This window comes from Actinomadura verrucosospora, assembly GCF_039540335.1.
GTDB classification, from domain to species: domain Bacteria; phylum Actinomycetota; class Actinomycetes; order Streptosporangiales; family Streptosporangiaceae; genus Spirillospora; species Spirillospora verrucosospora.
The window spans coordinates 135,345-152,696 of sequence record NZ_BAABEV010000002.1; the positions used below are offsets into that span (position 1 = coordinate 135,345).

Consider the following 17,352-nt stretch of genomic DNA (forward strand, 5'->3'; position numbering starts at 1 on the left):
CCCCGGCCGGTCCCGCCGGCGGCTCCCGCCGGCGGCTCCCGCCGCCGGCGGGACCGGCGCTTCCGGGCTCCGGGCGAAGGCGCTTCCGGGCGAAGGTCAGGGCCCGGGGCTCAGGCGGGGGCGGGGCTGCCGCGGCTGAGCCGGGTCCGGCGCATCATCCGCTGGAGGTCGTCGGTGGTGACGATCCCGAGCAGGTGGTGGTCGGCGGCGACGACCGCGACGAGGCTGCCCGCCACGGGGGCCATCTGGAGCAGGACGTCCGCCGGCCGCTCCGGGTCGATGATCCGGTCGGCGCCGAGCGGCACGCTCAGATCGCCCAGGGTGACGCCGGCCTCCCGCTCCGGGACGCGGGACAGCCGGTCCACCGTGACGGCGCCGACGGGGTCGCCGGCCACGCTCACGACCGGGAACACCGTCTGGTGCGACCGCACCGCCACGTCCTGGACGAACGCGGCCGCGGGCTGCCACGCCCAGCCGTGGTCGGGGTCGCGCGTCATGACGTCGGCGACCCGCAGGTCCTTCGCGGCCTCGCGCAGGTCGGTGAAGCGCGCCTCGGCCCGCGCCGAGCCGGCGATGAACCAGCCGACCACGGCCAGCCACAGCCCGTTGAACCAGCTCCACAGCAGCAGCGTCAGCAGACCTGCGCCGATCATGACCTGGCCGAGCACCATCCCGGCGCGCTGGGCGCTGCGGGTCGCGGCGGCCCGGTCCCCGCTCCGGCCCCACAGCAGCGCGCGCAGGATGCGCCCGCCGTCCAGCGGCGCGCCGGGGAGCAGGTTGAACACCGCGATCAGGAGGTTGGTCGCCGCCAGCCAGCTCAGCGAGGCGGTGACGATGACGGGGGCGCCGAGCGCGTGCCCGGCCGCCCAGGCCCCGGCGAACGCCGCCCCGGCCACCGCGCTGGTCAGCGGGCCGACCCCGGCGATCTGGAGATCGTCGCGGGCGGTGCCGGGTTCGCCGTCCAGTTCCGCGAGGCCGCCGAGCGCCCACAGCGTGATCGAGCCGACCCGCACGCCGCGGCGGCGGGCGACCAGCGCGTGCGCGAACTCGTGCGCGGCCAGCGAGCCCATGAACAGCACCGCGGCCACCACGGCCGCCGTCCAGCGCACGCCGGAGGACGCGCCCGGGTCGGCGGTGGGCAGCACCGAGCGCGCGAGGATCTCGGCGATCACCAGCATGATCACCAGAACCGACCAGTGCATCCCGACCGGGATCCCGCGGAAGGTGCCGAATCTGAACGTCTGCTTCATCGCGAGCCTCCTACCGATGCCACCAGGCTCGCGCGGGGCCGGCTGGGCGGTCAGAGGCGAATTGCTCCTATTTTTGGGTCTTTGGGCCTCCCGGGCCCTCCCCGGCGGCCTCGGTGCGCAGGGCCGCGACCTCCACGGTCAGGTCGATGCCGACCGGGCACCAGACGATGCACCGGCCGCAGCCCACGCAGCCGGAGGAGCCGAACTGGTCGTGCCAGGTCCCGAGCTTGTGGGTCAGCCACTGGCGGTAGCGGCTCTTGGCGGACGCCCGGACGTCGCCTCCGTGCAGATGGGTGAAGTCCGGGTCGAAGCAGGAGTCCCAGAGCTGCCAGCGCTCGGCGTGATCGCCGGTCAGGTCGGTGGTGTCGGCGACCCTCGTGCAGAAGCAGGTCGGGCATACCATCGTGCAGTTTCCACAGCTCAGGCAGCGTTCGGCCACCTCGTCCCAGCGGTCGGCCTCCAGGGTCCCGGCCAGGAGCTCGCGCAGCCCCGCGGCGGGCATCTCCCGGCCCATCCGGCCGGCGGCCGCCGACACCTCGGCGCGGGCGCGGTCGACGTCGGCGGCTTCGGCGGGGGCGCAGTCCAGGCCGTCGATCAGGGCGGCGCCCGCCTCGGTCGCGACGTCGACGACGTAGCGGGGGCCGCCCTCGCCGACCAGTTCGGTGAGCGCGAGGTCGTAACCGGGGCCCGCCTGAGGGCCGGTGCCCATGGAGGCGCAGAAGCACGTCCCGCCGGGCTCTGTGCAGTTGACGGCGATGACGAAGTTGTCGTGCCGCCGCGCCCGGTAGGAGGGGTCGACATGGCGGCCGCCCAGGAGAACGCGGTCCTGGATCGCCATCGCGCGCAGATCGCAGGGCCGGACGCCGAGCAGCGCGAGCCGGGCCGGTTCTGGCGCGTGGTCCCGGACCTCGAACCCGTCCCCGGTCCGGTCCGCCTCCCAGAGCTTGACCTTCGACCGGTGCAGGAACGGCTTCCAGGACTGCGGTCCGGCCGCGTGCGCGAAGGCCGCGCCGTCCTCCCGCCGCCGCAGCCGGTAGGCGCCGGCGCTGAGCGTGACGCCCCAGCCGTGGGGCAGGCGGTCGGCCGAGTCGAGTTCGGCGAGGACGATCGCGTCGTCGCGCACGGTCGGGCCGATGACGGTGTAGCCCGCGCGCCGCAGCGCCTCGCAGAGCGGGCGGAGGCTCCTCAGCTCCAGCGCAGCGGGGCCGCCGGGCTTCGACGTGCTCGTCGGAGCGGTCATCCGTTCTTCCTTCCTGCGTGGTCGTCCATCGTGAGCGCGTCCGCCAGGCGGTCGGCGACCGCGCCGACCGCGGCGGCGACGCTCGGGGTCAGGCCCTGGCCGAACCCGAAGTCGGCGCCCTCGATCGCGAGGACGCGGAGACGGGCGGGCATCTGGCCCACGGCCCGCCCGAGCGCGACGGCGTCGCCGAGGCCGAGGGCGTGGTCGGTGACCGGCCGCGCGACGAGCGCCGCGGTCTCGGCGTCCAGTTCGCGGACCCTGCCGGGTGCGGGCGGATGGGCGCGCACGGCGTCCACGACGATCGCGAGGTCGGCGCCCGCCCACAGGGCGACGAGCCTCGCGGGCTCGCCGTCGGTGACGGCGAGCCCGGCCTCGACGCGGCCGCGGAGCGCCGCGACCACGGCGGGTCCGGCGCCGTCGTCGCGGCGGAAGTCGTTGCCGACGCCGATCACGAGGGTCACGACCGCTCCACGGTCAGGTCGAGGAAGTGGGTGGAGCAGGAGATGCAGGGGTCGTAGTTGCGGATCGCCTGCTCGCAGCGGCGGGTCAGGGCCTCGTCGTCGAGGTGGAGGCGGGCCGCGACGAAGCGGCGCAGGTCGTCCTCGATGGCGGCCTGGTTCTGCGACGTCGGCGGGACGATGCGGGCGGCCCTGATGAGCCCGTCCGGGCCCAGGTCGTAGCGGTGGTAGAGCAGGCCGCGCGGAGCCTCGGTGACGCCGTGACCGGTCCCCTCTCGCGGGGGCACCGGCACCGCCGGGCGGGACGGCGGCTCGTAGCCGGCGATGAGCCGCAGGGCCTCGTCCACGGCGTAGACGACCTCGACGGCCCGGACCAGGATGCTGCGGAACGGGTTGCGGCACTCCGGGCCGAGCCCGGCCCGGTCGGCGGCCTCCAGGGCGAGCGGGGACAGCCGGTCGCGGTTGAGGGCGTAGCGGGCCAGGGGACCGGTCAGGTAGCGGCCGCCGTCGGCGAAGCGGGCGTGCAGCGCGGTCGAGTGCGGGACCTGCTCCTCGACGACGTTGCGCTCGAACTCGGCGGCGGGGAAGGAGCGCCCCGTGCCGCCGCGGACGGTGCCGCGCTCCAGCGGGTAGCGATCGGCCGTCAGCGCGAGGAACTCGTGACCGTGGTCGAACTCGGGGAACTCGAAGCCCGCCGCCCATTCCACGGTGGCCAGGGCGTCGTCGCGCGCCCGCCGCAGCGTCTCCGCGAGCGGTGCCAGCTCGGTGGGCGCGGGGGTCCGGTAGAACCCGCCGACGCGGACGTTCACCGGGTGGATCGCGCGGCCGCCGAGGAACTCCATGAGCGCGTTCCCCGCCTTCTTCAACCGCAGCCCCCGCTCCACGGCGGCGCGGTGGTCGCGGGCCAGTTCGACCGCGCCGGGATAGCCGAGGAAGTCCGGTGCGTGCAGCAGGTAGATGTGCAGGGTGTGGCTCTCGATCCACTCACCGCAGTAGAGCAGGCGCCGCAGCTCGCCGATGGCCGGGTCCACGGTCACGCCGCAGGCGGCCTCGACGGCCTGGCAGGCGCTCATCTGGTAGGCGACCGGGCAGATCCCGCAGATCCGGGCGGTGATGTCGGGCGGCTCGGTGTGGGCGCGGCCGCGCAGGAAGGCCTCGAAGAAGCGCGGCGGCTCGTAGATTTCGAGCCGCACCTCCTCGACGTCCGGGCCGCGCACGCGGACGTACAGGGCGCCCTCGCCCTCGACCCGCGCGAGGGCCCCGACGGCGAGCGTCCTCTCATTGCGGTGCGTCATCGCCGCCTCCCCCGGCCGGGGCCTCCTCGCGGAAGGCGGTGACGTTGAAGGTGGACAGCACGCGGTCCGCCTCGTCCGCGGACATGTCGAGCCAGGGCAGCAGCCCGCGCGTGTTGGGCCGCCCCCCGCTCCACGCGGGGGCGGGGCCGAAGCAGCCGTAGCAGCCCCGCCCGTACGCCGGGCAGATCGCGCCGCAGCCCGTCTGGGTGATCGGGCCGAGGCACGGGGTGCCGCGGGCGACCATCACGCAGACGTTTCCGCGGATCTTGCACTCGAAGCAGACGCTGTGGGACGGCACGTCGGGTTTGCGGCCGGCGAGGTGCGCCGCGAGCACCTCCAGGAGCTGGCGGCGGTCGATCGGGCATCCCCGCAGCTCGAAGTCCACGGGGACGTGCGCGGCGATGGGCGTGGACCGCGTGAGCGTGGCGACGTACTCGGGCCGCGCGTAGACGAGCGAGGCGAACTCCTCCACGTCGGCGAAGTCGCGCAGCGCCTGGATCCCCCCGGCGGTCGCGCACGCGCCGATCGTGACCAGCTTCCGCGAGACCGCCCGCACGTGCCGGACGCGGTCCAGGTCCGCGGGCGTGGTGATCGACCCTTCCACCAGCGACACGTCGTAGGGGCCCTCCCCGGCGGCGCTCGACGCCTCCAGGAAGTGCGCGATCTCGATCTCGCCCGTGAGCGCGAGCAGCTCGTCCTCGCAGTCCAGGAGGGTGAGCTGGCAGCCGTCGCAGGAGGCGAACTTCCACACGGCCAGCGTCGGTCGTCCCATGGGCTACAGCTCCCTGACGGTCATCAGCGCGGCGGCGCGCGGGTAGGGCACGACCGGCCCGTCCCGGCAGACCAGCAGCGGGCCGAGCTGGCAGTGCCCGCACCAGCCGACCCCGCACCGCATGCTGCGCTCCAGGGAGAGCCGGACGTTCCCGGCGGGCACCCCCAGCCCGGTGAGCGCCCGCGCGGTGAGGCGCATCATGATCTCCGGTCCACAGACGAAGGCGGCGGTCCGGGCCGGGTCGACGTCCGCGGCGCCCGCCAGGGCCGTGACCAGGCCGACCTGGCCGCTCCAGCCGGGGGCCGGCCGGTCCACCGTGACCTCGACCTGGGCGCCGCGCGCCCGCCAGGCGTCCAGTTCCCCGCCGAACAGCAGGTCGCCGGGGGTGCGGGCGCCGATCAGGACGGCGATGCGGCCGAAGGCGTCCCGGTCGGCCAGGGCCCGCAGCACCACCGGCCGCAGCGGGGCCAGGCCTATGCCGCCCGCCGCCACGACCAGGTCGTGGCCGCGGGCCTCGTCCAGCCCCCAGCCGGCCCCGAACGGGCCCCGCAGCCCGAGGACCTCGCCGGGCCGCGCCGCGCACACGGCCTGGGTCACGGCGCCGACGGCGCGGACCGTCTGCTCCAGCGCCCGCGAGGACTCGGAACCCATGCCCGGCCCGACGCGGCTGACGGAGATCGGCGCCTCGCCCACGCCGAACGCGTACATCATCGTGAACTGGCCCGGCGCCGGCTCGGCGAGCGCCGCCGCGACGGGCTCCAGCCTGAGCGTCACCGTGTCGGCGGTCTCCGCGCGCCGGGCCGTCACGCGGTAGGGGACGGGAGCCATGGGGCCGTCCGCGCCGGCCGGGCTCACGCCCGCTGCTCCGGGTGCGCGTACAGGTCCAGGACGCGGACCCGGGTGGCTTCGAGGCGGTCCAGCAGCACGGCGGCGAACCGGAGGGTCAGGTCGTAGCCGAGCCGCAGGTCCGCGGCGCACAGCTCCCGGACCTCGGCCCCGTCGAACCGGAGGCTCCGCACCGGCTCGGTGGAGACGGCGCCGAACCTCCACACGTGCGGAGGGAACATCCACGACCAGCCCAGCACCGAGGAGGCCGGGAGCGTCTCCACCACCACCGCGCCCCGTCCGGGGACCTGGAGGTCGAGGGCGACCGTCCCGGAACGCAGGAGCCAGAAGTGCTCGGCGGCCCAGCCCTCCTCGAAGAAGCGATGCCCGGACGGGACGTCCGCGGCCCGGGCCGTGGCGGCCAGGGCGGCGTGGTGCCGTTCGGGCATGCCGGAGAAGAACCGCTCCCGCGCCAGCGTTTCGGGCGTGACGCCTTTCCGTGCCTCCACCTGCCGTGACCTGCCCTGGTGACGGGATGCGCATACCGTGGGAACGGTCAAGATCAGGCGCGGACCGGCGGCGCCGAAGGTCCCCGGCGCGGCGGACCTTGGTCCCTGTCCCGAGCCCGGCACGTCCGCGAAGGCTGGAGGGAGGCCGGGAGAGGGCGTGTGATCGTCGGAGGAGCCATGTCCGCACCGATCGTCGTGGGGACCGACGGGTCCGCCGCCGCGGCCCGCGCCGTCGACTGGGCGGCGGGTGAGGCGGCGCTGCGGCACCGGCCCCTGCACATCGTCCACGCGGCGCAGATCTGGCCGTACCAGGTCCGCCGGTTCGAGCTGCCGGTCCCGTCCGAGCGCTCCTCGCCGGCCGGGCACGCCGTGCTGCTGGAGGCCGAGGGCCGCGTCCTGGAGCGCAGGCCGGAGCTGCGGGTGACGACCGCCCTGGCCGTCAACGCGACGCCGGACGCGCTGCGCGAGGAGGCGGAGAAGGCGTTCGAGCTGGTGCTCGGGCACCGCGGGCACGGCGGCTTCGCCGGGCTCCGGCTCGGCTCGGTCGCCCTGCGCATGGCGGGGCGGACCGCCGTCCCGCTGGTGATCGTGCGCGGCGGCGTCGGCGGCGGCGGTGAGGTCGTCGTCGGGCACGACCTCGCCGAGGAGCCGGGAGAGGCGCTCAGGTACGCCTTCGACGCGGCCGCCGTCCGCGGGGCGCGGCTGCGCGTCGTGCACGCGTGGCAGCTTTCCGTGGACATGGCAGAGGCCGGATACGCCCTCGACGAGGAGCGCCTCAACGACGAGCGGCGGGCGCGGGTCATCGAGGCCTACGCCCCCCTCCACGAGAGGTATCCGCTGGTCGACGTGGTCAACGACGTCCTGGTCGGGCACCCGGTGTCTGAAATGACCAGGGTGTCGCGCTCGGCGGATCTGGTCGTCGTCGGCGCGCGCCCCCACCGCTGGGGCCTGTTCCGGCTCGGCTCCGTCGGCCACGGGGTGATCCACCACGCCGAGTGCCCGGTGGCCGTCGTCGGCGGGCCCCGGTAGGGCGCCGGCCTGGTCCGGCGGTCACCGTCCTTGGAGAGGACCCTCGCCGGCGGCCCGATGCCCTGCGGCGAGTTCCTCGTAGAGCCGGTCCCGAACCCGCCGGAGGCGCGTGCTCAGCCGGACGGGACGGGTCTCGGGGGCGCGGAGCCGCGTGATCCGGTCGGGCAGGGCGGCGATCTCGGCGGCGCACCTCGCGCGCACGGCTTCGAGCGGCTCGGGGCCCGCGAGGCGGCGTCCCGCCTCCATGACGGGGACGAGCAGCGGCTCCATGCCGTCCGGAGCGGGCTCGTCGCGGAGCGCGACCACGTCGCCGTCGGGGCCCCGGTAGACCTGCTTGGCGCACGGGGCGGTGATCTTGCCGGTGGACAGCTTCATCACGGGGCGGTCCTCGTAGGCGACGAGCTTGTAGGCGCTGTCGAGGTAGGGGGCGTCCGCGGACACGCCCATCCTCGTCCCCACCCCGTAGACGTCGATCGGCGCGCCGGCCGCGGCCAGGTCCGCGATCCGGTACTCGTCCAGCCCGCCGCTGGCCACGATCCGCGTGCCGGTCATGCCGGCCTCGTCCAGCATCGAGCGGGCCCTGACCGCCAGGTCGCCGAGGTCGCCGGAGTCGAGCCGGATCCCCGCCAGGGAGGGCAGCCCCGCCCGGCGGGCCGTGCGGATGGCAGCGGCGACCCCGCCGAGCGTGTCGTAGGTGTCGACCAGGAGCGTGGTGCGCTCGGGGAAGTCGGCGGCGAAGGCCGCGAACGCCTCGCCCTCGCCGGGGAAGGCCTCGATGTAGGAGTGGGCCATCGTGCCGGTCGCCGGGACGCCGTACCGCCGGGACCCCTCGACGTTGCTGGTGCCGGCGAAACCGGCGAGGTAGGAGGCCCGCGCGACGGCCATCGCCGCGTCCACCCCCTGCGTGCGGCGGAAGGAGAAGTCGATGACCCGCGCGCCGGCGGCCGCGCGCACGGAGCGGGCGGCCTTCGTGGCCACCGTTGTCTGGAACGTGATGTGGTTGAGCAGCACGGTCTCCACCAGCTGGGCCTCCGCGATCGGCGCGGTGACCTCCAGGAGGGGTTCGCCCGGGTAGACGACGCGCCCTTCGGGGACCGCCCGGACCTCTCCGGTGAACCGGAGGCGCTCGAACGCGCGGAGTGAGGCGTCGTCCAGCCCCTGCTCCACCGCCAGGTAGTCGAGGTCCTCCTGGGAGAAGCGGTAGTCCTCGACGAACGACAGGCAGTCCTCCAGCCCGGCGGCGATCAGGAAGCCGCGGTCGCGGGGCAGTTTCCGGACGAAGAGGCTGAACGTCGCGGGCCCGGCCATGCCGCGGCGCAGGTAGCTCGCCGCCATCGTCACCTCGTACAGGTCGGTCAGCAGTCCGCCGCTCATGGGGTCCGTCCTCGCGCCCGTCGATCCGCCGCTGTTCGGGGCGAGCCTTCCCCGCGCCAGAGCGGCCGCGCGCCTCCATCGGTCCCGCGGACCGGGGCCGAAGGTCCCTCCGGACGGTCTGATCAGCGGATTCGGGACTTCCGCCCCTAGGGCCGCTCCGGCCGCCTTCCGACGATGGAGGGTGAACGGCCGAGCGAAGGAGGTTCGTCATGAAGGCCAAGGAGTGGAGCGTCGAGCTCTACATCACCGAGGAGGGCATGGACACCGTCGCGCACGCGGTCCTGTTCAGCGGCGGCGAGAAGAGGACCACCGGGCGCGGGCACGCGCGCCGCAACCCGGCGGACCGCGAGGTTCCGGAGATCGGCGACGAGCTCGCCGTGAGCCGGGCGCTCGCCGATCTGGCCGGCCGCCTCCACGGCGTCGCGGACAGGGACATCGCCCAGCTCGCGGGACGCGCGTGAACGCCGGGGGATCGCGGTCTTCTTCGACGAGGTGAGCCGCATGGGCTGGGAACCCATCACCAAGGCCGGGCGCCCGGGCCTCCCGCCGAACCTGGACGACTACGGGAAGGTCTACGACCGCTTCCGCTGGGACGAGGCGCGCGCCGCGATGGACGGCCTTCCGGGCGGCCGGGGCCTCAACATCGCCCACGAGGCGGTCGACCGGCACGCCGACGGGCCGCTCGCCGACCGCGTGGCGCTGCGCTGCCTGGACCGGCACGACCAGACCACCGAACTCACCTACGCGCGGCTGCGGGGGGAGACCTCCCGGTTCGCCAACGTGCTGCGCGCGCTCGGAGTCCGCAAGGGGGAGCGGGTCTTCTCCCTGCTGGGACGCGTTCCGGAGCTCTACGTCGCGGCGCTGGGGACGCTGAAGAACACCAGCGTCCTCGCGCCGCTGTTCCCCGCGTTCGGGCCGGAGCCGATCCGCGACCGGCTCCGGCTCGGCGACGGGAAGGTGCTGGTCACCAGCCCCGAGCTGTACGCGAGGAAGATCGCGCAGATCCGGGGGGAGCTCCCGGGGCTGAGGCACGTGCTGGTCGTCGGCGGGTCGGACGCGCCGCCCGGAACGGTCTCGTACCGGGAGGCCATGGACGGCGCCGACCCGTTCTTCGAGATCCCACCGACCGGCCCCGAGGACATGGCGCTGCTGCACTTCACCAGCGGCACCACCGGGACGCCCAAGGGCGCGGTCCACGTCCACGAGGCGGTCGTGGCGCATCACGCGACCGCCGCGTACGCGCTGGACCTCCGGCGCGGGGACGTGTTCTGGTGCACGGCCGACCCCGGCTGGGTCACCGGCACCTCCTACGGGATCATCGCCCCGCTCACCCACGGCGCGACGCTGCTGGTGGACGCCGCGGAGTTCGACGTGCGGCGCTGGTACCGGATCCTGGAGGAGCAGCGGGTCTCGGTCTGGTACACGGCGCCGACCGCGCTGCGGATGCTGATGCGGTACGGGACCGGGCCGGCGCGCGGCCGTGACCTGTCCGCCCTGCGGTTCGTCGCCAGCGTGGGGGAGCCGCTCAATCCCGAGGCCGTCGTGTGGGGCGTGACGGCGTTCGGCCTCCCCGTCCACGACAACTGGTGGCAGACCGAGACCGGCGCGATCATGATCGGCAACTACGCGTCCATGGACATCAGGCCCGGCTCGATGGGACGTCCGGTGCCCGGCGTGGAGGTCGCCCTGCTGGAGCGCGGCCCGGACGGGCGCGCACGGGTGTCGGCCGACGGGCGGGTGGCGGCGGCGCGCGGCCCGCAGGCCGAGGGCGAGCTCGCGCTCCGGCCCGGATGGCCGTCGATGTTCCGGGGCTACCTGCACGACGAGGCGCGCTACGCCGAGGCGTTCGCCGGAGGGTGGTACCTCACCGGGGACATCGCCCGCCGGGACGCCGACGGCTACTACTGGTTCGTCGCGCGCGCCGACGACGTGATCAAGTCGGCCGGGCACCTCATCGGGCCGTTCGAGGTCGAGAGCGCGCTGATGGAGCACGAGGCCGTCGCCGAGGCGGGGGTCATCGGCCGGCCGGACCCGGTCGCGGGGGAGGTGGTCAAGGCGTTCGTGACCCTGCGCCCGGGCCACGAGGCGAACGAGGAGACGCGCCGCGAGCTGGTCGCGTTCGGCCGCCGGCGGCTGGCCTCGCTGGCGCCCAAGGAGATCGCGTTCGACCCGCACCTCCCGCACACCCGCAGCGGCAAGGTGATGCGCCGCCTGCTGAAGGCGCGCGAGCTCGGCCTGCCCGAAGGGGACCTGTCGACACTGGAGCAGAGCCCATGACCAGGAAGAAGACGGCGGAGACCGGGCCCGGCCCCGCGGCCGGCCGGAGCGATGCCGCGCCGGAGGACGAGGAGCGCCGGGCCCTGCTGCGGGAGATGCTGCGCATCCGGCGCTTCGAGGAGCGCTGCGTCGAGCTGTACAGCGCGGCCGAGATCCGCGGTTTCATGCACCTGTACATCGGCGAGGAGGCCGTGGCCGCCGGGGTGATGCCCGCGCTCGGGCCGCGGGACGCCGTCGTCACGACCTACCGCGAGCACGGGCACGCCCTCGCGCGCGGCATCCCGGCCGAGGCGGTCATGGCGGAGATGTTCGGCCGGACCACCGGCTGCAGCCGCGGCCGCGGCGGCTCGATGCACCTGTTCGACGCGGCGACCCGGTTCTACGGCGGCAACGCCATCGTGGCCGGCGGGCTGCCGCTCGCGGTCGGGCTGGCGCTCGCCGACCGGATGCGCGGCGCCGACCAGGTCACGGCGTGCTTCCTCGGGGACGGGGCGGCCGCCGAGGGCGAGTTCCACGAGTGCCTGAACCTGGCCGCGCTCTGGCGGCTGCCGGTCCTGTTCGTCTGCGAGAACAACCGGTACGCGATGGGCACCGCGCTCGCCCGCGAGCACGCCCAGACCGACCTGGCCCTGCGCGCCTCGTCCTACGGCCTGGTCTCGTGGGCCGTGGACGGCATGGACGTGCTCGCCGTCTCGGCGGCCGCGCGGCGGGCGGCCGAGTCGGTGCGCTGGGGCGGCGGCCCCCACTTCCTGGAGATGCGCACCTACCGGTACCGGGCCCACTCGATGTACGACCCGGACCGGTACCGCGCCAGGACCGAGATCGAGGAGTGGCGGCGCCACGACCCGATCGACGCCCTCGCCGCCCGGCTGCGCGCCGACGGCGTCCTCGGCGACGAGGACCTCACCGCGATGGAGAAGGAGATCGCCGCCGAGATCGACGGCGCCGTGGAGGCGGCGAGGGACGCGCCGCTGGAACCGGTCGCCGACCTGACCCGCTTCGTCTACTCCGAGAGGGCGGTGCGGCCATGACCACCACCCGGACGGCCTCCGCCGCCCACGCGTCCGCCGAAGGCCCCGTCACCTATCGCGAGGCCGTGCGGGAGGCTCTGCGCGAGGCGCTCGCGAGAGACGAGCGCGTGTTCCTGATGGGCGAGGACGTCGGGCGCTACGGCGGCTGCTTCGCCGTCAGCCTCGGCCTGCTGGAGGACTTCGGCCCCGAGCGGATCCGCGACACGCCCCTGTCGGAGTCGGCGTTCGTCGGGGCGGGCATCGGCGCGGCCCTCGCCGGGATGCGCCCCGTCGTGGAGATCATGACGGTCAACTTCAGCCTGCTCGCGCTCGACCAGATCCTCAACAACGCCGCGACGCTGTCCCACATGTCCGGCGGGCAGTTCGGCGTCCCCCTGGTGATCCGGATGACGACCGGGGCGGGCCGGCAGCTGGCCGCCCAGCACTCGCACAGCCTCGAAGGCTGGTACACCCACATCCCCGGCCTGCGGATCGTCGCCCCCGCGACCCTGGAGGACGCCCGCGGCATGCTGTGGACCGCCCTGCGGGACCCCGACCCCGTCCTGATCTTCGAGCACGGGTCCCTGTACACCGTGTCCGGCGAGCTGCCGCCGGACGCCGGGGCGGTGGACATCGACCGCGCCGCGGTGCGCCGGTCCGGCTCGGACGTCAGCCTGATCACTTATGGCGGGACCCTGCGCACGGCCCTGGAGGCCGCCGGGCGGCTCGCCTCCGAGGGCGTCGAGGCCGACGTCGTCGACCTGCGGTCGCTGCGCCCGCTGGACGACGCCACGATCATGGACTCGGTCCGCCGCACCCACCGCGCCGTGATCGTGGACGAGGCGTGGCGGTCGGGCAGCCTCTCCGCGGAGATCAGCGCCCGCATCACCGAGCAGGTGTTCTACGAGCTCGACGCGCCGGTCGCCCGCGTGTGCGGCGCCGAGATCCCGATCCCCTACCCCCGGCACCTGGAGGAGGCGGCGCTGCCCCAGCCGGACGACGTCGTCTCCGCCGCGCGGCGGGCGGTGAGCGGCGATGCCTGACTTCACGATGCCCTCGCTCGGCGCCGACATGGACCGCGGCACCCTCACCGAATGGCTGGTCGAGCCCGGGGACCGGGTCCGCAGGGGCGACACCGTCGCCGTCGTCGAGACCGACAAGGCCGACATCGAGGTCGAGTGCTTCGACGACGGCGTGGTCGACGCGCTCCTCGTCCGGCCCGGGACCAGCGTCCCGGTCGGCGCCCCGCTCGCCCGCCTGACCTCGCCGGCGGCCGCGCCGGAGCCGTCCCGCCCCGCGGCGCCCGAGCCGGAGTCGTCCGCCCCCGCGGGGCCCCCGGCGCCGCAGCGCGAGGAGGCCGGCCGCGCCCCCGAGCACCGGCCCGCGGCGACACCGCTCGTCCGGCGGCTGGCCGAGGAGCGGGGCGTCGACCTGGACTCGGTGCACGGCACGGGCCACGACGGCAGGATCGTCCGCGCGGACGTGGAGAGGGCCACCCGCCCGGCGTCCCGTCCGAGGGTCTCGCCCCTGGCCCGCCGGCTCGCCGGCGAACTCGGCGTCGACCTGGGCCGGGTGCGCGGCTCCGGGGCCCGCGACGCCGTCCAGCCCGACGACGTCCGCGCCGTCGCCCGGACACCGCGGGCGCCCGCCGAGCCGCGCCGGAGGGCGGCGGCTCCCCGGCGCGCGGCGGCGGACAAGCAGGCCGCGATGCGGCGGGCGATCGGCGAGCTGATGGCCCGCAGCAAGCGCGAGATCCCGCACTACTACCTCGGCACCACCATCGACATGGACGCCGCGACGGCCTGGCTCCGGGCGCGCAACCGCGAGCTCCCGGTGGCGGGGCGCCTCCTCCCGGCCGCGCTGCTGCTCAGGGCGAGCGCGCTCGCGGCCCGCGAGGTGCCCGAGCTCAACGGGCACTGGCTCGACGGGGCGTTCGTCCAGGGAGACGGCGTCCACGTCGGGATCGTCACGGCGCTGCGCGGCGGCGGACTGGTGACCCCCACCCTGCGCGGCGCCGACGAGCTTTCCCTGGACGACCTGATGGCCGCCCTGAAGGAGATGCTCGTCCGCGCCCGGACGGGTCGGCTGCGCGGCTCCGAGCTGGGCGACGCCACGATCACCGTCACCGATCTGGGCGACCGGGGCGTGGAGTCGGTGACCGGCGTCGTCTTCCCGCCGCAGGTGGCCCTGCTCGGCTTCGGCGGGATCGTCCGGCGGCCGTGGGCGGTGGACGGGCTGCTGGGCGTCCGCCCGGTGGTCACCGCGACCCTGGCCGCCGACCACCGGGCCACCGACGGCCACACCGGCGCGCGCCTGCTGGAGGCCGTGGACCGGCTGCTGCAGAGCCCGGAGGAGCTATGACACCCCGAGAGGCACGCGATCTGGCTGCCCGCTCGCTGGAGAAGGCGGCACCCGACGTCGACGCCGCGACGGTCGGCGGGGACGCCGATCTGCGCGAGGACCTCGGCCTCGACTCGCTCGACTTCCTCGGCTTCGTCGAGGGGCTGAGCGACGGCTCGGGCCTGCGCATCGACGAGGACGACTACGCGGAGCTGGCCACCCTGGACGGCTGCGTCGCCTATCTCGCCCGCCGAACCTGATCACGCGGGGGGAGGCGGGGACGAAGGTCGGTCCGGGGGAGGGCCGATGCGCACTGGAACGCCGTACGCCCTCTCCGGATCCTGGTGGAGGGAAGGCCAGTGAGCGAGGTGGGGCGATGTACTCCGATCGGCAGGACGCGGGACGGCAACTCGTCGCCAACCTGAGGCGCTACACGGGTGGGGACGTCCGGATCCTCGGCCTGCACGGTGGCGGCGTCCCGGTGGCGGCCGAGACCGCCGCGCGGCTCGGGTGCGCGCTCGACGTGCTCGTCGTGCGCGAGCTCGTCGTCCCGGGGCCGCCCCGCGTCCTGGTGGGCGCGGTCGCGGAGGGGCCGGCGCGCGTCCTGGACGAGGAGGCCGCCCGGCGGGCGGGGGCCGGGGAGGCGCATCTGAGGGAACTGGAGCGGGACGCCCGCGTCGAGGCGCGGGCCCTCGGGCTCCGGCTGCGCGGGCGGCGCCAGAGCCTCCCGCTGGCCGGCCAGGACGCCATCGTGGTCGACGACGGCGCGGCCTGCCGCCTCGTCGCCGAGGCCGCGTGCCGCGACGCCCGGGCGCGGGGGGCCGGGCGGGTCGTCTTCGCCGTGCCCACGGCGTCGCCCGCCACCGTCGACCATCTGTGGACCGTCGCCGAGGAGGTGGTGTGCCCGCTCTCGCCGACGTTCTTCGTCACCGCGAGCGACTTCTACCTGGACTTCCCGCCGGTCTCCGAGATCGAGGTCGGCCGGCTGCTCGAACGGGCGTCCGAGCGCACCGCGTGAGCCCGCCCCGGTGCTCGTCGCGCGGCCCGCCCGACGGTCGCCCGCCCGGCGGGCCCCACGGGTCTCAGGCCGCCCAGGTCTCCAGCGCGAGCAGGTCGCGCATCGAGACCATCCCCACCAGCCGACCGTGATCGTCCACCGGCAGGTGGCGGATGCCCGCCTCCAGCATCCGTCGCGCGACGTCCCGCGCGTCCTCGTCCAGGGCGGCGGTCTCGACGTGCGCCGAGGCGTACCCCGCCGCCTCCTCGGACGCCGGGTCGGCCGACGAGGCGAGGGCCCCGGCCAGGTCGCGCTCGGTGATGATCCCGGCGACCCGCTCCCCGTCGAGCACCGCCAGCGCGCCGACCTTCCTCTCGATCATCCGCCGCGCGACGTCGGCGAGCGGCTCGTCGGCCCGGCAGGCGAAGACCGTCGGCCGGTAAACGTTGCTGACCAGCATGTTCCCTCCCCGTTGGATCGGTGGCTCCAGGCGTCCGGGCGGACGCCCGCGCGCTCCTCAGCCCGTCCCGCCGCGCGCCGAGGCCCCCGCGGCCGCCTCGGTTCCGCGCCGCCCGGTTCCCCGGGCGGGCACCACCGCCACCGGGCAGAGCGCCTCCTGCAGCGCGGCCTGGGTCACCGGACCCAGGAGCGTCTGGGGCCCCGAGCCGATCCCGCGCGCGCCCAGGACCAGCAGCGCCGCGCCGCGGGCGGCGCCGATCAGGGCCTGCCGCGGAGTGTCGACCACGAACTCGCTCTCCAGCGGCACCTGCGGGAACCGGCTCCGCCAGAGCGCGAGGTCCTCCTCGAACCGCACCATCGCCTCGCGCCTGATCAGTTGGGGGTCGCTGAAGGGGACGCGGTCCGGCCCGCGGAACGCGGCCGGGTCCCACCAGCTGCACACCGCCGTCACCGAGGCGTCGCGCAGCGCGGCCTCCTCGAAGGCGAAGCCGATGGCCGACTCGCCGCCCGTCGAGCCGTCCACGCCCACCACCAGCCGCTCACGGCCCCGGGGGGCGGACGGAAGGTCCGGCCCGACGACGACGACCGGGCGGTCGGCATGGGACGCCACCTGGACCGCGGTGGAGCCGACCGACAGGCCCTCGAACCCGCCGTGCCCCCGCGAGCCGAGCACGACGAGGGAGGCGTCGCGCGACGCCTCCAGCAGAACGGCGGAGGCCCATCCCCGCTCCAGGCGCCAGCGGACGTCCAGGCCCTCGGCGAGGGCGTGGGCCTTGCGCACGCCGTCGTCCGCCACGATCGCGCCCGCGCCGCGCAGGACCTCCAGCGTGTCGTTGTCCGGCTGGCGCAGCGGATAGGGCCAGTGCCAGGCATGGCAGACCGTGAGGGGCAGGCGGCGGAACCGCGCCTCCCGCACCCCCCACCGCAGCGCCTGGTCGGCGGCGGGCGACCCGTCGTACCCGACCAGGACGGCGCCCGTCCTCTCGTGATCGTTCATGGCCGATCCCTCCCCCTGTCGGTGTGTCCAGCCTTCCCCCGGGCGGAAAGGCGCAGGCAGGGGCCGCTGTCCCCGGTTCGAGGGACCTTCGGCCCTGGGACCGGGGCAGGAATGCGGACAGAATCGACAAAGTGCCCGCAAATCCCTACCTCGCGGGCGTGGCTCGGCGTGCGCTCCGGGGAATGACCTTGTTTGTACCGTTTGTTCCCCGTGCAGAGGGCGGAGGGATGACCCATCCATCGCCCGCGCTCAGGCGCGACCACGAATCGAGTGACGCGCAGCGCCTCGCCCGCGACCTGGCCGACGAGATCACCCGTCGCCTGTTCGGCATCGGCCTGGAACTGCACGCCGCCCTGGCCCGCATCCAGGACCCCCACGCCACCCGGCGCGTCCGGGCGGCCCTGACCGGACTGGACGACACCATCGACGACCTGCGCCGCGTCGTCTTCGACCTCCACGCCGCCGCCCGGGACCGGGACGCCGCCGACCGCTGAACCCGCGCCCCGCCCGGCGGTCGGTT

At 75.3% G+C, this 17,352-nt stretch carries 19 protein-coding genes; 9 read left to right on the forward strand and 10 right to left on the reverse strand.

Annotated features, from left to right (window positions below; all coding sequences use genetic code 11):
- Positions 1–110: 110 nt before the first annotated feature.
- The 7 genes from ABD944_RS03010 to ABD944_RS03040 form a co-directional block, all read right to left on the reverse strand.
- On the reverse strand, positions 111–1,250 hold the full coding sequence (locus ABD944_RS03010; RefSeq protein WP_345172098.1) for a site-2 protease family protein: 1,140 nt from the start codon (positions 1,248–1,250) through the stop codon (positions 111–113).
- Positions 1,251–1,317: 67 nt separating this feature from the next.
- On the reverse strand, positions 1,318–2,490 hold the full coding sequence (locus tag ABD944_RS03015) for a 4Fe-4S dicluster domain-containing protein (protein WP_345172100.1): 1,173 nt from the start codon (positions 2,488–2,490) through the stop codon (positions 1,318–1,320).
- Positions 2,487–2,951: a hydrogenase maturation protease gene (locus tag ABD944_RS03020; RefSeq protein WP_345172102.1), complete on the reverse strand. Its 465-nt coding sequence runs from the start codon at positions 2,949–2,951 to the stop codon at positions 2,487–2,489. The genes ABD944_RS03015 and ABD944_RS03020 overlap by 4 nt, the downstream gene beginning before the upstream one ends.
- On the reverse strand, positions 2,948–4,243 hold the full coding sequence (locus tag ABD944_RS03025; RefSeq protein WP_345172104.1) for a Ni/Fe hydrogenase subunit alpha: 1,296 nt from the start codon (positions 4,241–4,243) through the stop codon (positions 2,948–2,950). The genes ABD944_RS03020 and ABD944_RS03025 overlap by 4 nt, the downstream gene beginning before the upstream one ends.
- Complete coding sequence (locus tag ABD944_RS03030; RefSeq protein ID WP_345172106.1) at positions 4,227–5,015, reverse strand: NADH-quinone oxidoreductase subunit B family protein; 789 nt, start codon at positions 5,013–5,015, stop codon at positions 4,227–4,229. The genes ABD944_RS03025 and ABD944_RS03030 overlap by 17 nt, the downstream gene beginning before the upstream one ends.
- Before the next feature lie 3 nt (positions 5,016–5,018).
- Positions 5,019–5,870 carry an FAD/NAD(P)-binding protein gene (locus tag ABD944_RS03035; RefSeq protein ID WP_345172108.1) on the reverse strand — a complete coding sequence of 284 codons (852 nt, stop codon included), beginning with the start codon at positions 5,868–5,870 and terminating at the stop codon, positions 5,019–5,021.
- On the reverse strand, positions 5,867–6,349 hold the full coding sequence (locus ABD944_RS03040) for a cyclic nucleotide-binding domain-containing protein (protein ID WP_345172110.1): 483 nt from the start codon (positions 6,347–6,349) through the stop codon (positions 5,867–5,869). The genes ABD944_RS03035 and ABD944_RS03040 overlap by 4 nt, the downstream gene beginning before the upstream one ends.
- 177 nt (positions 6,350–6,526) lie before the next feature.
- Between ABD944_RS03040 and ABD944_RS03045 the strand changes: the two genes are divergently transcribed.
- Entirely contained in the window at positions 6,527–7,378 is an 852-nt protein-coding gene (locus ABD944_RS03045) for a universal stress protein (protein ID WP_345172112.1), read from the forward strand.
- Between the two features lie 21 nt (positions 7,379–7,399).
- Here ABD944_RS03045 and ABD944_RS03050 read toward each other — a convergent pair whose 3' ends face one another.
- A complete protein-coding gene (locus ABD944_RS03050; protein WP_345172114.1) occupies positions 7,400–8,752 on the reverse strand; it encodes a nicotinate phosphoribosyltransferase in 1,353 nt (450 codons plus the stop codon).
- 209 nt (positions 8,753–8,961) lie between these two features.
- Between ABD944_RS03050 and ABD944_RS03055 the strand changes: the two genes are divergently transcribed.
- The 7 genes from ABD944_RS03055 to ABD944_RS03085 all read left to right on the forward strand — a co-directional run bounded on the left by ABD944_RS03055 (position 8,962) and on the right by ABD944_RS03085 (position 15,397).
- A complete protein-coding gene (locus tag ABD944_RS03055; RefSeq protein ID WP_345172115.1) occupies positions 8,962–9,213 on the forward strand; it encodes a DUF1876 domain-containing protein in 252 nt (83 codons plus the stop codon).
- Between the two features lie 40 nt (positions 9,214–9,253).
- Positions 9,254–11,029, forward strand: a complete 1,776-nt coding sequence (gene acsA / locus ABD944_RS03060) for an acetate--CoA ligase (RefSeq protein ID WP_345172117.1) — start codon at positions 9,254–9,256, stop codon at positions 11,027–11,029.
- Positions 11,026–12,060, forward strand: a complete 1,035-nt coding sequence (gene pdhA / locus ABD944_RS03065; RefSeq protein ID WP_345172119.1) for a pyruvate dehydrogenase (acetyl-transferring) E1 component subunit alpha — start codon at positions 11,026–11,028, stop codon at positions 12,058–12,060. The genes acsA and pdhA overlap by 4 nt, the downstream gene beginning before the upstream one ends.
- Entirely contained in the window at positions 12,057–13,082 is a 1,026-nt protein-coding gene (locus ABD944_RS03070; RefSeq protein ID WP_345172121.1) for an alpha-ketoacid dehydrogenase subunit beta, read from the forward strand. The genes pdhA and ABD944_RS03070 overlap by 4 nt, the downstream gene beginning before the upstream one ends.
- Positions 13,075–14,400 carry a dihydrolipoamide acetyltransferase family protein gene (locus ABD944_RS03075; RefSeq protein WP_345172123.1) on the forward strand — a complete coding sequence of 442 codons (1,326 nt, stop codon included), beginning with the start codon at positions 13,075–13,077 and terminating at the stop codon, positions 14,398–14,400. Before ABD944_RS03070 ends, ABD944_RS03075 begins: the two co-directional genes overlap by 8 nt.
- Positions 14,397–14,639 (forward strand): acyl carrier protein, encoded by a 243-nt coding sequence (locus ABD944_RS03080; protein ID WP_345172126.1) that lies wholly within the window; start codon positions 14,397–14,399, stop codon positions 14,637–14,639. Before ABD944_RS03075 ends, ABD944_RS03080 begins: the two co-directional genes overlap by 4 nt.
- 116 nt (positions 14,640–14,755) lie before the next feature.
- A complete protein-coding gene (locus ABD944_RS03085; protein ID WP_345172128.1) occupies positions 14,756–15,397 on the forward strand; it encodes a phosphoribosyltransferase in 642 nt (213 codons plus the stop codon).
- Positions 15,398–15,461: 64 nt separating this feature from the next.
- Here ABD944_RS03085 and ABD944_RS03090 read toward each other — a convergent pair whose 3' ends face one another.
- Positions 15,462–15,836 (reverse strand): CBS domain-containing protein, encoded by a 375-nt coding sequence (locus tag ABD944_RS03090; RefSeq protein ID WP_345172130.1) that lies wholly within the window; start codon positions 15,834–15,836, stop codon positions 15,462–15,464.
- Between the two features lie 57 nt (positions 15,837–15,893).
- Complete coding sequence (locus tag ABD944_RS03095) at positions 15,894–16,832, reverse strand: universal stress protein (protein ID WP_345172132.1); 939 nt, start codon at positions 16,830–16,832, stop codon at positions 15,894–15,896.
- Positions 16,833–17,059: 227 nt separating this feature from the next.
- Here ABD944_RS03095 and ABD944_RS03100 point away from each other — a divergent pair, with 227 nt between their 5' ends.
- Positions 17,060–17,326: a histidine kinase gene (locus ABD944_RS03100; protein ID WP_345172134.1), complete on the forward strand. Its 267-nt coding sequence runs from the start codon at positions 17,060–17,062 to the stop codon at positions 17,324–17,326.
- The last annotated feature ends 26 nt before the right edge of the window (positions 17,327–17,352 follow it).

Coding starts and splice junctions, on each gene's coding strand:
- ABD944_RS03085 (WP_345172128.1), top strand. CDS start 14,756: ATGTACTCCGATCGGCAGGACGCGGGACGGCAACTCGTCGCCAACCTG.
- ABD944_RS03100 (WP_345172134.1), top strand. CDS start 17,060: ATGACCCATCCATCGCCCGCGCTCAGGCGCGACCACGAATCGAGTGAC.
- ABD944_RS03095 (WP_345172132.1), bottom strand. CDS start 16,832: ATGAACGATCACGAGAGGACGGGCGCCGTCCTGGTCGGGTACGACGGG.
- ABD944_RS03080 (WP_345172126.1), top strand. CDS start 14,397: ATGACACCCCGAGAGGCACGCGATCTGGCTGCCCGCTCGCTGGAGAAG.
- ABD944_RS03070 (WP_345172121.1), top strand. CDS start 12,057: ATGACCACCACCCGGACGGCCTCCGCCGCCCACGCGTCCGCCGAAGGC.
- ABD944_RS03045 (WP_345172112.1), top strand. CDS start 6,527: ATGTCCGCACCGATCGTCGTGGGGACCGACGGGTCCGCCGCCGCGGCC.
- ABD944_RS03025 (WP_345172104.1), bottom strand. CDS start 4,243: ATGACGCACCGCAATGAGAGGACGCTCGCCGTCGGGGCCCTCGCGCGG.
- ABD944_RS03050 (WP_345172114.1), bottom strand. CDS start 8,752: ATGAGCGGCGGACTGCTGACCGACCTGTACGAGGTGACGATGGCGGCG.
- ABD944_RS03030 (WP_345172106.1), bottom strand. CDS start 5,015: ATGGGACGACCGACGCTGGCCGTGTGGAAGTTCGCCTCCTGCGACGGC.
- ABD944_RS03090 (WP_345172130.1), bottom strand. CDS start 15,836: ATGCTGGTCAGCAACGTTTACCGGCCGACGGTCTTCGCCTGCCGGGCC.
- ABD944_RS03075 (WP_345172123.1), top strand. CDS start 13,075: ATGCCTGACTTCACGATGCCCTCGCTCGGCGCCGACATGGACCGCGGC.
- pdhA (WP_345172119.1), top strand. CDS start 11,026: ATGACCAGGAAGAAGACGGCGGAGACCGGGCCCGGCCCCGCGGCCGGC.
- ABD944_RS03055 (WP_345172115.1), top strand. CDS start 8,962: ATGAAGGCCAAGGAGTGGAGCGTCGAGCTCTACATCACCGAGGAGGGC.
- ABD944_RS03010 (WP_345172098.1), bottom strand. CDS start 1,250: ATGAAGCAGACGTTCAGATTCGGCACCTTCCGCGGGATCCCGGTCGGG.
- acsA (WP_345172117.1), top strand. CDS start 9,254: ATGGGCTGGGAACCCATCACCAAGGCCGGGCGCCCGGGCCTCCCGCCG.
- ABD944_RS03015 (WP_345172100.1), bottom strand. CDS start 2,490: ATGACCGCTCCGACGAGCACGTCGAAGCCCGGCGGCCCCGCTGCGCTG.